Consider the following 11,994-nt stretch of genomic DNA (forward strand, 5'->3'; position numbering starts at 1 on the left):
CGCCTGCGCTGCGTAACGTCGTCGCGACACCGAGGGAAACGCAGATGCAGCGGCTTGCAACCTGGCTTGCCACCTGTCTTGCCACATCGATCGCGTTGCTGGCGATCGCGCCGACGGCGCAGGCCGGCGCCTACACGTTCTCGATCGGCGGCAACCGGTTCCATGTCGAGGCGCCGCGCAATTGCCGATCTGCGTCCTGTATCACGGTGGCTTCCAGGCGCAGCCTCAGGTCGACGGACGATGTCGGCATGGCACGAGCCGCAGCCGGCGCCCACGCTGATGGTCCAGGCGCCGCAGCCGGCTTGTCCGACGGCAGCGGTCAAGCCGCCCCAAGCGGCTGTGGTGGTGCCGGCACCGGCGCCTCCCGTGCTTGCCGCGGCGACGTCGCAGCCCGTTGCACCGCCGCCGGCGCCAAGCTTGGAGATTTCGAGACTGGAGACGTTGAGGCCCGGTCCGCCGCGGGTTGATCTGGAGCGCACCGATCAGCCGAAGACCGCCGCGCTCGAACCGCCGCGCATCGAGCCGCCGGTCATCGTTCCGAGCACCGAGATTAATCAGACCGCAGCGGTGGCGCAGATCAGCACTGACCCGGGCCACGCACTGCTCGGCGAATGGGAGAGCCTAGGTGCCAAGGGCACGGTCCGCATCGAGCGCTGTGGAGCTGCGTTGTGCGGTTACGCGCTCAGTGAAGCGTCGAGCCGCGGCGAGAGCGTGCTCGTCAACATGAAGCCGAGGAAGCGTGATGTCTGGGCCGGCAGCATTTACAGCCGCTCCAGCGGCAACACCTACTACGCGAGGATGAAGCTGAAGGTCTCCGGCAAGCTGCACGTCGAAGCCTGCGCGCTCGGCCGCTGGTGCTCCGGCAACGACTGGACGCGAGTCGATGCGCCACGGGAGGAGCTGATCACGACGTCACCTCAATGGAGCGCGCGGTCGTAGCTCGCGGCGATGCGCATTGTTGTGCCCTCGCCCCTTGTGGGAGAGGGCAGCTCCGCTGGTCGACACGAATTCACTTGGGTGAGGGGTTGTCTCCAAGCACTGTGCCGCGAGGATAGAACCCCTCATCCGTCGCGCTTTCGCGCGCCACCTTCTCCCACAAGGGGAGAAAGGAAGAGAGTCACTGTGTGCTTTGAGTCTAAATCATCCCGAGCACGATGGCGCCGACGAAGGCCATGGCGAGGTAGGCGGTGATAACGCTCAGTCTGCCGGCGAACGTCATGAGGTCGCTCCGCTGGTCGCGCGCATTGCCGCGGCCGTCATGGTTAACAGAGAGTCTCTCACCGAAAAAGTCAGTCTTGCTGTCGCTCATCTGCGGTGGCCTCCGCGCGAGTGCCGCCGTCATGGTTAAGGAAGGCTGAAATCAACACGTTGAAGAGTCTTTAAGTAAATTCATCGAACGTGCGTGCATGACGCGCGGAGTTCGTTTGTATCTCGTCGGCTCCATCGTCCTTGTTTCGCTAGCGGGTTGCGGTCGCGGCTTCTTCCAGGCCGAACGCGAACCCTGGCGGGCCGAGGCAGAAGCCGCATGCCTGAAATCGGGCGCAGTCAAGGAAAGTGCGGACATCGTCCGCATCGACCCGATCTCCGGGCCTGGCAGCTGCGGCGCCGAGTTTCCGCTCAAGGTCGCCGCCATCGGCGAAGCCTCCGGCACCTATGGCTTTGCCGACGAGGCGCTGCGCCCGCCCGGCAGCATCGGCAACCAGCCGCGTTGGCCGGTGCAGCCACAGTCGAATTATCCGCAGAGCCAAGGCTATCCAACATCGTCCTATCCGGCATCGTCCTATCCGCAGCGCTCGAACTATCCCGAGAGCGCGGTGCGCCAGCCCGCCGGCTACGGCACGTCGTCCGGGCCGATGTCGCTCAACGCACCCGGCGTGGCCGCGCAGGAGGACGAGATCGATCTGCCGCCGGAGGGCACCGATGCCGCGGGGGCGGCGCGCTACATGAACACACCGAGCTATCCGGCTCGTCCGGCGCCTTACTCGCAGGCGCCGGCGCAGCAGCCGCTGCCGCGTCTTGGTCCTGCGCAGGGTAATCCCGTCACGAGCGTCGGTCCCGTCGCGATCAAGCCGACCGCGACGCTCGCCTGTCCGATCGTGTCCGAGCTCGACCGCTGGCTCGCCGACACGGTGCAGCCGTCGGCGATGCGCTGGTTCGGCGTGCGCGTCGCCGAGATCAAGCAGATCTCCGCCTATTCCTGCCGCGGGATGAACGGCAATTCGCGGGCCCATATTTCGGAGCACGCCTTCGGCAACGCCCTCGACATTTCCGCCTTCGTGCTCGCCGACGGCCGCCGCATCACCATCAAGGACGGCTGGCGCGGCATGCCGGAAGAGCAGGGCTTCCTGCGCGACGTGCAGGCTGGGGCCTGCGCGCACTTCACGACCGTGCTGGCGCCGGGCTCCAACGTCTTTCACTACGATCACATCCATGTCGATCTCATGCGCCGCGCCAGCCGCCGCCTGATCTGCCAGCCGGCCGCGGTGTCGGGCGAAGAGGTCGCCTCGCGCGCGCAATCGCGCAGACCCTATGCGAGCGGGCGCGAGCCGTCGGTGACCGGTTCGCTCGGTGCTCGCAAGAGCACGATGCACAAGCGGGAAGACGACGAGTACATCGACGAATAGCCCGATTTGCCAGTAGCCCGGATGGAGCGAAGCGCAATCCGGGAAAAACTGTCCCCGCATTCCGCTTCGCTCCATGCGGGCTACGATCGCGTCAAAGGCAATGTCTATCGTCCGCTATCTCACCCACCCGCAGGTGCAAATCGATCCCGATGTGCCGGTGCCGCAATGGGGCCTGAGCCCGGTGGGTCGCGCGCGCACCGAAGCCTTGGCGAATGCAGGCTGGCTTGCAAGCACGACGCAGATCGTCGCCAGCGGCGAGCGGAAGGCGATCGAGACCGCCGAGATCATTGCCGCTCGTCTCGGACTGATGATCGAGATCCGCGAGGCCATGCACGAGAACGACCGTTCGGCGACCGGCTTCCTGAAGCCGGCCGAGTTCGAAGCCGTCGCCGACCAGTTCTTCGCCGCGCCTCATCTCAGCGTGCGCGGCTGGGAGCGTGCCGCGGATGCACAGGCGCGGATCGTGCGCGAGGCTGAGGCGGTGCTGGCGCGACATCGTCCCGGCGACGTCCTGTTCGTCGGCCACGGCGCAGTCGGCACGCTGCTGTTCTGCCACATTGCGGGCCATCCCATCGCCCGCATCCACGATCAGCCCGCCGGCGGCGGCAACTGCTTTGCGTTCGCGCGGGAGGGGCGGCGCGTCCTGCACGGGTGGCGCGCAATGGAAGAAGTCGGGACTTGAGCTCAGCGGAGCCGGAGTTCACCCCGCAGCCGGCTTCCGCGGCGCCGGTGCCAATCCCATGCAGCGCTGCACCTCACCCGGGACGTTGTAGGTGCGCATGATGTGGCGGCTGTCGCGTAAGCCGGACGCCTCGCGTTGCACCACGAACATCCAAAGCGCCTGGCCAGCTTCCAGCACCAGCTTGCGCCTGACCGGTTGCATCGCTTCCGGCACATCGGTCGCTGCGTGGGCGGCGTCGAACTCGCGCAAGCGCGACAGGCTCTGTTCGAGGGCGCGGCCCATCCGTCCAAGCGCGGAAGCCTGTTCCTGGACGATCTCGTAGTGGAGGATGTCGACCGGCGGGCGAAGATCACGAGACATGGCCGCAATATAGCCGCCCGGCCCACAGGCGCAACGCGCGGCTACTTCGCCTTATACGCCGCCAGGAACATCCGCGTTGCGCTCTCGACCACCGCACTCATGCGCTGTTCCGACGGCGCGGGCGCCGCCTGGAACACGAAGGGCAGGAACAGCGAGGCCTTGCTGAGTTCCATGAACTGCGAGGCGGCGAGATCGCAATCGTCGATCGCGAGATCGCCCGAGGCGACGCGGGCCTTGAGATAGTCGGAGAGGCGGTTGATGCTCTTGTCCAGCACGCGCGCATAGTAACGGCGGCCGACATCCGGCATGCGCTCGGCGATCGCCATCACGGTGCGGATCGCCGATCCGCCACCGGGGCGGCAGACCAGGTGAAGATAGGCGAGGCCGAACTCCTTCAGCGTGGTCTCGGCCTCGCGCTCGGGATCGAAACTGAACACGACCTGGCCATGCTGGAGCGCCTCCTGTTCGACGATGGCTTCGAACAGCGCGAATTTGTCGGCGAAATAGACGTAGAGCGTGCCCTTGGAGACCTGCGCGGCGCGGGCGATCTCGCCCATGCTGGCGCCGTCGAAGCCAAGATCCATGAACACCTTGCGGGCGCCGTCCAGAATCTGGCGGCGCTTGGAATTGTCCTCGTCCGGGACGATGTGCAATTGTTCGCCGGCAGCTACAACCATTGGTTTAGGGTCTCGGAAGCTTTTTGGTTCGGATCAGGGCCATGAAACGCCAACGAAGGATTCGCGGCATTAAGGTCTGCAGGACATAATCTCTATATTGACCGAACCGTTCGGTCAATGGTATTTGAGATGTAGCGAGGAGACCGCCCGCAACAGCGGGCGCCCTCGGTTGCGTTTGTGGGGAGGCCTGGATGGCCGCATCGAGAGACCAGACGGCTCGCGTCCTTCGCCAGGAAGCGGTGGAGGGCCAGGCGGGCGGCGATCCTGGCTCCGAGGCATCCGCACTCCCTGCCGAGCAACTGCGCCCTCATGTCGCCGAGGAGGCGAAGCGTCCGACCCGCGAGGCGCCGGAGAGTCCGGTGACCGACAAGCCGCCGGCACCCGGGGCGGAAGCGCCCGCCGCCGCTGCGCCCAAATCCGGCAAGCGCAAATTCGTCCTGACCGGCCTCGGCCTCGCGCTCGCGTTCGCCGTTGCGGGCTATGCCGGCTATTACACGCTGGTCGGCCGCTTCTACATCTCGACCGACGATGCCTATGTCCGCGCCAACAACACCATGCTCGGCGCGCGCGTTGCCGGCCATATCTCCGCGATCCTCGCCGGCGACAACACGCCCGTCCAGGCCGGCGACATCATCTTCCGCATCGACGACGGCGATTACAGGATCGCGGTCCAAGCCGCCGCGACCAAGATCGCGACCCAGCAGACCACCATCGATCGCATCGGCCGCCAGGTCGCCGCACTCGACAGCCAGGTCGCCCAGGCCAAGGCGCAGCTCGTCTCCGCGGAAGCGGGCCTCAAGCGCGCCGACCTCGATTACGAGCGCCAGCAGGCGCTGAGCAGCAAGGGCTTTGCCTCGCGCGCCACCTTCGAAAGCTCGGAGGCCGGACGCGACCAGGGCGCCGCCGCGGTCAAGGCTGCAAAGGCCGCCTTTGAGGTTGCCGTCAGCAATGTCGACGTCGCCAGGGCGCAGCAGGCCGAAGCGCAGGCCCAGCTTGCCGAGCTCAAGACCACGCTGGCCAAGGCCGAGCGCGACCTCGGCTTCACCGCGGTGCGCGCGCCGGTCAACGGCACGTTCTCGAACCGCCTGGTCAACACCGGCGACTTCGTCGCGGTCGGCCAGCGCCTCGGCAACATCGTGCCGCTGGACGAGGTCTATATCGACGCGAATTTCAAGGAGACGCAGCTCAAGCGCATCCGCCCGGGACAGCCGGTGACGATCAAGGTCGATGCCTATGGCATGCGCAAGTTTTCCGGCGTGGTCGACAGCATCGCGGCCGGCGCGGGTTCGGTATTCACGCTGCTGCCGCCTGACAACGCCACCGGCAATTTCACCAAGATCGTGCAGCGCGTGCCGGTCCGCATTCGCGTGCCCAAATCGGTGGCGAAGCAGAACCTGCTCCGCGCCGGCATGTCGGTCTACGCCACCGTCGACACCAACAAGGGCGCCGCCGACGCCGACAGCGAGGTCGACCTCGACCATCCCACCGCGGTCCATCCGCAGTAGGGACGATGACATGAGCCGCGCTGCTGCCCCGAATGCAGGTGCGCTCCCTCTCCCGCTTGCGGGAGAGGTGAGATGAGTCCGAGCTGACACATGGCCACCGCCACCACCGCTTCACCTGCCATGATGGCGGATCCCGCTTCGGAGCGCATTGCGCCGAAGCGGCTGTTCGCGTTCATCATCATGGTGTTCGGGATGTTCATGTCGATCCTGGACATCCAGATCGTCTCGGCGTCTCTCAGCGAGATCCAGGCCGGACTGTCGGCGAGCTCGAGCGAGGTGTCCTGGGTTCAGACCGCCTATCTGATCGCCGAGGTGATCGCGATCCCGCTGTCGGGCTTCCTGTCGCGCGCCTTCGGCACGCGGCTGCTGTTCGCGATCTCGGCGGCGGGCTTCACAGCCGCAAGCCTGCTTTGCGGCTTCGCCACGACGATCGAGGAGATGATCCTCTGGCGTGCGCTGCAGGGCTTTCTCGGCGCCGGCATGATCCCGACCGTGTTCGCCTCGGCCTACACGGTTTTCCCGCGCACTAAATTCCACATCGTCGGACCCATCATCGGCCTCGTCGCGACGCTGGCCCCGACCATCGGGCCGACGGTCGGCGGCTACATCACCGATCTGATGTCGTGGAACTGGCTGTTCTTCATCAACGTCGTGCCCGGCATCGGCATTACATTAGGTGTGCTGGCGCTGGTCGATTTCGACGAGCCGCATTTCGAATTGCTCGACCGCTTCGACTGGTGGGGCCTGCTGTTCATGGCGAGCTTCCTCGGCACGCTGGAATACGTGCTGGAGGAAGGATCGCAACATCAATGGATGCAGGACACGTCGGTCGCGATCTGCGCCTGGATCAGCGGTCTCTCGGCCATCGCCTTCTTCTGGCGCGTGTTCACGGCGGCCGAGCCGATCGTCAATCTGCGCACCTTCTCCGACCGCAATTTCGCCGTCGGATGCACGCTGCAATTCTGCATCGGCATCGGCCTCTACGGCCTGACCTACATCTACCCGCGCTATCTTGCCGAAGTGCGCGGCTACAGCGCGCTGATGATCGGCGAGACCATGTTCGTCTCCGGCATCACCATGTTCCTGGTCGCGCCGCTGGTCGGCCGGCTCATGGCGAAGGTCGACATGCGCTACATGATCGCATTCGGCCTCATCGTGTTCGCGATCGGCTCCTACCAGATGACCTTTATCACGCGCGAATACGATTTCTACGAGCTGCTGGTACCGCAGATCCTGCGCGGCATCGGCATGATGTTCGCGATGGTGCCGACCAACAACATCGCGCTCGGCACGCTCGCGCCCGAGAAGGTGAAGAACGCGAGCGGCCTGTTCAACCTGATGCGCAATCTCGGCGGCGCGGTCGGCCTCGCCGTCATCAACACCGTGCTCAACGAACGCACCGACCTGCACATCGTCCGCCTGCAGGAGCGGGTGACCTGGGGCAACGCGACCGCGACTGAAACCCTGACCATGTTGATGCAGAAGTTCCAGGGGCTCGGCGATTCCGCGCTGATGGCGATGAAGCAGCTCAGCCAGATCGTGCATCGTCAGGCCGTGGTGATGAGCTTCGGCGATGTCTTCCTCATGCTGGCGCTGTTCTATCTCGGTCTCAGCCTGCTGGTCGCGCTGCTGAACAAGCCGGCTTCCCCGTTCGGCGCGGCCGGCGACGCGCACTAATTTGCAACACTCGTGCGTGATCTCGCGCGAGCCCCGTTGCAATCGGCTGGCGACACATCTATAAAGCGCACCTCATTCATTCGAACCGGGGAGAGATTTGCATGATGTCGTCGCAATCGCAGATCGTACGCCCGCGCTCGATGATGACCTCGATCACGTTCTGGCTCGGTATGTACGCGGCCTGTTAGAGGCCTCTTCCGCCAGCTTCGATTGGGCCAAGGTTTTGGCCAAGCGTCCCGATCGCTTCGTTTCCCAAGTCAAAGTCAGTCTTACGTGACGCCGTCGCGGCCTTCGGGCCGACTCGCGTCCATCGATGGAGCCGGCCCGCGCGAAGCGGCCGGATGATGCCATGACCGCTCTGTCAAAGAAGCCCGCCGCCATTCGCGTGGTGCTGCCCTTCGTCTTCCGGCACTGGCTGAAGCAGCCGGTGCGCGGCCTCGTCGTGGCCGGCGGCCTGTTGGGCGCAACCGTCGCCGACCTGTTCATGCCGGTCTTCTCCGGACATCTGGTCGATGCGTTGACCCGCGGACCGTCCGATCCCGATGCGCGCCATGCCGCGCTGGTCGCGTTCGGCGCCATCGTGGCGCTGGGCGCGGCCTCGGTGGTGCTGCGGCTCGCAGGGTTGCAGGCGATCGTGCCGTTCACGCTCAAAACCATGTCGGACGTCGCACAAGAGGCATTCACCCGCGTGCAGCGCTTCTCGACCGACTGGCATGCGAACTCCTTTGCCGGCTCCACGGTGCGGAAGATCACTCGCGGCATGTGGGCGCTCGACCTGCTCAACGACACCATCCTGATGGCGCTGGCGCCCTCGCTGCTGGTGCTGGTGGGCTCGATGATCCTGATCGGGATGCACTGGGCCTCGCTCGGCGTGGTGATCGCGATCGGGGCGATCTTCTACGTCACGATCACGGTGGTGCTCTCGACCCGCTACATCGCGCCGGCGGCCCGCGTCTCCAATGCCTGGGACACCAAGGTCGGCGGCACGTTGGCGGATGCGCTGACCTGCAATGCCGTGGTGAAATCCTTCGGCGCGGAGTCGCGCGAGGACACGCGGCTCGCCGGTGTCATCAACCGCTGGCGCGTGCGCGTGCGGCGGACCTGGTACCGCTATAATTACACGGCGATGTCGCAGCTCTCGCTGCTGCTGTGCCTGCGCGCGTCCGTGATCGGCGGATCGGTGCTGCTGTGGATGTCAGGTCACGCCTCGCCGGGCGACGTCACTTATGTGCTGACCAGCTACTACATCATCCACGCCTATTTGCGCGACGTCGGCATGCACATCAACAACCTCCAGCGCTCGGTCAACGACATGGACGAGCTGGTGGCGATCCATGACGAGCCGATCGGCATTGCCGATGCGGCCGACGCGCGGCCGATCGCGATCGAGGGCGGCGAGATCGTGTTCGACGACGTCACGTTCCACTATGGCGGCCATCGCGTGCCGCTGTACGACGGCTTGTCGGTCAGGATCCGCGCCGGCGAGCGGGTCGGCCTGGTCGGCCGCTCCGGCTCCGGCAAGACCACCTTCGTCAAGCTGGTGCAGCGGCTCTACGACGTCACCGGCGGCCGCGTGCTGATCGACGGGCAGGATATCGCGCTCGCCACGCAGCAATCGCTGCGCAGCCAGATCGCGATCGTGCAGCAGGAGCCGATCCTGTTTCACCGCACGCTCGCCGAGAACATCGCCTATGGCCGGCCCGGTGCCAGCCTTGACGCGATCGAGCAGGCGGCCCGCCTCGCCAACGCGCATGACTTCATCCTGCGCCTGCCGAAGGGCTACGGCACGCTGGTCGGCGAGCGCGGCGTCAAGCTGTCGGGCGGCGAGCGGCAGCGCGTCGCGCTGGCGCGCGCCTTCCTGGCGGATGCGCCGGTGCTGATCCTGGACGAGGCGACCTCGAGCCTCGATTCGGAATCGGAGGCGCTGATCCAGGAGGCGATGGAGCGACTGATGAAGGGGCGCACCTCGATCGTGATCGCGCACCGGCTGTCGACGGTGAGGAGCCTCGATCGCATCCTGGTGTTCGACCGCGGCGAGATCGTCGAGCAGGGCACGCATACGGTGCTCGCAGCCAAGCAAGGGGGCATCTATCGCGGCCTGTTCGAGCGTCAGGTGGTGGAGCTCGGACAGATCGCAGCAGCGGAGTGAGGCGCGCGGCGGCGGGGCGAAGTCCCGCCGTCACGGCGTCGAGGGATGGAATGAGATGAAAGACCTGACGCGCGGCTCCATCGCTAGCCACATCCTGAGCATGGCGCCGCCGATCATGGCCGGCATGATCTCGATCATGATCTGCCAGCTGGTCGATCTCTACTTCGTGTCGGGGCTGGGTGATGCAGCAGTGGCAGGCGTGGCCGCCGCGGGAAATGCCGGCTTTCTCGTCAACGGCCTGATACAGGTGCTCGGCGTCGGGACAGTGGCGCTGATTGCGCATGCGGTGGGACGCAAGGACCGGCGGGACGCCAATCTGATCTTCAATCAGGCGGTCGCGCTCTCGGTGCTGTTCGGCCTGCTGATCCTGGTCATGGGAGCGGTGCTGTCGCGTCCTTACATGCGTTCGATTGCCGCTGACCAGGCCACGATCGAGGCGGGGACCACTTATCTGTTGTGGTTCATGCCGGCGCTCGCGCTGGAATTCGTCATGCAAGTCATTGCCTCCGCGCTCAGCGCGACCGGCATCGTGCGCCCCGCCATGTTGGTGCGGGTCCTTGCCGTCATCATCAACATTGCACTGGCGCCGGTCCTGATCTCCGGCTGGGGCACCGGTTATCCGCTCGGTGTCGCCGGCGCCGGACTGGCGAGCACGATCGCGGTGGGCGCCGGCGTCCTGATGCTGCTGGCGTATTTTCGCAAGGTCGAGCGCTACGTTGCATTCAATCCGGTGCAGTGGCGTCCGCAACCACGCCACTTCAAGCGCATCCTCAATGTCGGTCTGCCGGCCGGCGGCGAGTTCGCAATGATGTTTATCTTCATGGCGGTAGTCTACTACGTGCTGCGCGACTTCGGCGCGGCGGCACAGGCAGGCTTCGGTATCGGTCAGCGCGTCCTCGCCCTCATCCAGATGCCGGCGCTCGCGGTTGCACTGGCGGCCGGGCCGATCGCCGGCCAGAATTTCGGCGCTGGCGACGCCGCGCGGGTGCGAGAGACTTTCGTCAAATCGGTGCTGATCACCTCCATCGTGGCGGTCGGCTTCATGATCCTCGCGCAGCTGAAGCCGGAGCTGCTGCTGGCCGGATTCTCCAACGACCGGGAGACGGTGGAGATCGCCTACCTGTTCCTGCGGATCATCTCGCTCAACATGGTGGCGCAGGGCCTCATCTTCACCTGCTCCAGCATGTTCCAGGGCCTCGGCAACACCAAGCCTGTGCTGCTGAGCTCGATGACGCGCGTGCTCACCTATTCGCTGCCGGTGCTCTGGCTGTCGACGCGACCCGGATTCCGCATCGAGCACGTCTGGCATCTTTCGATCGCGGCGACGACGCTGCAGGCCGGCTTGAGCCTTTGGCTGCTGCGCCGCGAGTTCGGCAAGCGCTTCGCGCCGCGGGACCAGGCCGCGGAGACGGTGGAAGCCAAGCCGGTCGCGCCTTCCGCTCCCGCGTAGCGAAAGTGACCTCCCGCGAGTTCGCGGCGCTTTAATGCGCGCCAAGGCTGTTCCAGACGAGCGTGAGGCCCGACAGAAACAAGAGGCCGAGCACGACATCGCCGAAATGCTTGTCGTTCAGCGCATGGTAGACGCGCGCGCCCGCCCATGCGCCGATCAGCGTGCCCGGAAACGCGACGGCCGCGAGCCAGACCACCTTGAGGGCGACGAGACCTGATGCCGTCTGCAACCCCAGCGCGGTGGCGAGCACTGTGAAGTTAAAGAGTTGGAAGATGCCGCGCCGCTCGTGCTTGTTCCAGCCGCGGATGTTGGCCCACAGGATCGGCAGCGGGCCGGACAATCCGGCAAGTCCGCCCAGAATGCCGCCGGCAAAGCCGATCGCACCGTCTGCGATCCGGCCGCCGATCTTGATCGCGAGCGGCCTCTTGTTCAGATACAGCGCGCTCGAAAAGATCAGGATCAGCACGCCGACGCTCAGCCTGAACACCTCCGGGTCCGCGGAGGCGACCATCATGGTCCCGAGCGGCACGCCAATCAGTCCACCGATCAGGAACGGCCAGACCAGCGAGAGATCGAAATTCTTCCACATCGAGGGCAGCGTCGAGGTCTGCGCGATGACCGAGCAGATCAGCACCAGGGGCACCGCGAGCGAGGGCGGCAGCACGTAGAGCCAGATGCCGAGTGCCATCAGCGCCGTGCCGAAGCCGGCCAGTCCCGAGACGAAGCCGCCGGCGAGCGCGCCGAGCAGCAGCAGGACGTAGGTGAGCGTTTCCAACGGATTGTCCTTGTCGCACGCGGCGACCCCGAACGGTTGATCGCACGGCTCGCATAAACATGCTTGCCGCCATCGAGGTCAATCCATGCCGCATG

The 11,994-nt window shown here is 65.7% G+C and carries 12 protein-coding genes; 8 read left to right on the forward strand and 4 right to left on the reverse strand.

The window, feature by feature from the left end; translation table 11 throughout:
- Nucleotides 1-44 precede the first annotated feature (44 nt).
- Entirely contained in the window at nt 45-467 is a 423-nt protein-coding gene (locus I6F16_RS09800; protein WP_225173647.1) for a hypothetical protein, read from the forward strand.
- On the forward strand, nt 418-939 hold the full coding sequence (locus I6F16_RS09805; RefSeq protein WP_225173648.1) for a DUF2147 domain-containing protein: 522 nt from the start codon (nt 418-420) through the stop codon (nt 937-939). Before I6F16_RS09800 ends, I6F16_RS09805 begins: the two co-directional genes overlap by 50 nt.
- Nucleotides 940-1,135: 196 nt before the next feature.
- Here the strand turns inward: I6F16_RS09805 and I6F16_RS09810 are convergent, their stop codons facing one another.
- A complete protein-coding gene (locus tag I6F16_RS09810; protein WP_225173649.1) occupies nt 1,136-1,309 on the reverse strand; it encodes a hypothetical protein in 174 nt (57 codons plus the stop codon).
- A 97-nt stretch (nt 1,310-1,406) separates the two neighbouring features.
- Here I6F16_RS09810 and I6F16_RS09815 point away from each other — a divergent pair, with 97 nt between their 5' ends.
- Entirely contained in the window at nt 1,407-2,624 is a 1,218-nt protein-coding gene (locus I6F16_RS09815; RefSeq protein WP_225128352.1) for an extensin family protein, read from the forward strand.
- A gap of 100 nt (nt 2,625-2,724) precedes the next feature.
- Nucleotides 2,725-3,306, forward strand: coding sequence for a histidine phosphatase family protein (locus I6F16_RS09820; protein ID WP_225173650.1), 582 nt, complete (start codon nt 2,725-2,727; stop codon nt 3,304-3,306).
- Nucleotides 3,307-3,324: 18 nt separating this feature from the next.
- Here the strand turns inward: I6F16_RS09820 and I6F16_RS09825 are convergent, their stop codons facing one another.
- Together I6F16_RS09825 and I6F16_RS09830 are read right to left on the reverse strand one after the other, a co-directional pair.
- The gene (locus tag I6F16_RS09825; RefSeq protein ID WP_225173651.1) at nt 3,325-3,666 is read right to left on the reverse strand and encodes a DUF6665 family protein; all 342 of its coding nucleotides are present in this window, start codon (nt 3,664-3,666) and stop codon (nt 3,325-3,327) included.
- Nucleotides 3,667-3,707: 41 nt separating this feature from the next.
- Nucleotides 3,708-4,343 carry a TetR/AcrR family transcriptional regulator gene (locus tag I6F16_RS09830; protein ID WP_036003459.1) on the reverse strand — a complete coding sequence of 212 codons (636 nt, stop codon included), beginning with the start codon at nt 4,341-4,343 and terminating at the stop codon, nt 3,708-3,710.
- 191 nt (nt 4,344-4,534) lie between these two features.
- On the opposite strand from I6F16_RS09830, the gene I6F16_RS09835 reads away from it, so the two are divergent.
- From I6F16_RS09835 to I6F16_RS09850, 4 genes are all read left to right on the forward strand, one after another.
- The gene (locus I6F16_RS09835; RefSeq protein ID WP_225155361.1) at nt 4,535-5,848 is read left to right on the forward strand and encodes an HlyD family secretion protein; all 1,314 of its coding nucleotides are present in this window, start codon (nt 4,535-4,537) and stop codon (nt 5,846-5,848) included.
- A 90-nt stretch (nt 5,849-5,938) separates the two neighbouring features.
- Nucleotides 5,939-7,525, forward strand: a complete 1,587-nt coding sequence (locus tag I6F16_RS09840; RefSeq protein WP_057026936.1) for a DHA2 family efflux MFS transporter permease subunit — start codon at nt 5,939-5,941, stop codon at nt 7,523-7,525.
- Nucleotides 7,526-7,874: 349 nt separating this feature from the next.
- Nucleotides 7,875-9,674, forward strand: coding sequence for an ABC transporter ATP-binding protein (locus I6F16_RS09845; protein ID WP_225112570.1), 1,800 nt, complete (start codon nt 7,875-7,877; stop codon nt 9,672-9,674).
- A 55-nt stretch (nt 9,675-9,729) separates the two neighbouring features.
- Nucleotides 9,730-11,124 (forward strand): MATE family efflux transporter, encoded by a 1,395-nt coding sequence (locus I6F16_RS09850; RefSeq protein WP_225112571.1) that lies wholly within the window; start codon nt 9,730-9,732, stop codon nt 11,122-11,124.
- Nucleotides 11,125-11,155: 31 nt separating this feature from the next.
- Here the strand turns inward: I6F16_RS09850 and I6F16_RS09855 are convergent, their stop codons facing one another.
- Complete coding sequence (locus tag I6F16_RS09855; RefSeq protein WP_225112572.1) at nt 11,156-11,899, reverse strand: sulfite exporter TauE/SafE family protein; 744 nt, start codon at nt 11,897-11,899, stop codon at nt 11,156-11,158.
- Between the last annotated feature and the right edge of the window lie 95 nt (nt 11,900-11,994).

It is taken from the genome of Bradyrhizobium sp. IC4060, assembly GCF_020193715.1.
Lineage (GTDB): Bacteria > Pseudomonadota > Alphaproteobacteria > Rhizobiales > Xanthobacteraceae > Bradyrhizobium > Bradyrhizobium yuanmingense.

Bases quoted from the DNA above. Each gene is read 5' to 3' on its own strand.
- I6F16_RS09800 (WP_225173647.1), top strand. From the start codon at position 45: ATGCAGCGGCTTGCAACCTGGCTTGCCACCTGTCTTGCCACATCGATC.
- I6F16_RS09810 (WP_225173649.1), bottom strand. From the start codon at position 1,309: ATGAGCGACAGCAAGACTGACTTTTTCGGTGAGAGACTCTCTGTTAAC.
- I6F16_RS09815 (WP_225128352.1), top strand. From the start codon at position 1,407: ATGACGCGCGGAGTTCGTTTGTATCTCGTCGGCTCCATCGTCCTTGTT.
- I6F16_RS09820 (WP_225173650.1), top strand. From the start codon at position 2,725: ATGTCTATCGTCCGCTATCTCACCCACCCGCAGGTGCAAATCGATCCC.
- I6F16_RS09825 (WP_225173651.1), bottom strand. From the start codon at position 3,666: ATGTCTCGTGATCTTCGCCCGCCGGTCGACATCCTCCACTACGAGATC.
- I6F16_RS09830 (WP_036003459.1), bottom strand. From the start codon at position 4,343: ATGGTTGTAGCTGCCGGCGAACAATTGCACATCGTCCCGGACGAGGAC.
- I6F16_RS09835 (WP_225155361.1), top strand. From the start codon at position 4,535: ATGGCCGCATCGAGAGACCAGACGGCTCGCGTCCTTCGCCAGGAAGCG.
- I6F16_RS09840 (WP_057026936.1), top strand. From the start codon at position 5,939: ATGGCCACCGCCACCACCGCTTCACCTGCCATGATGGCGGATCCCGCT.
- I6F16_RS09845 (WP_225112570.1), top strand. From the start codon at position 7,875: ATGACCGCTCTGTCAAAGAAGCCCGCCGCCATTCGCGTGGTGCTGCCC.
- I6F16_RS09850 (WP_225112571.1), top strand. From the start codon at position 9,730: ATGAAAGACCTGACGCGCGGCTCCATCGCTAGCCACATCCTGAGCATG.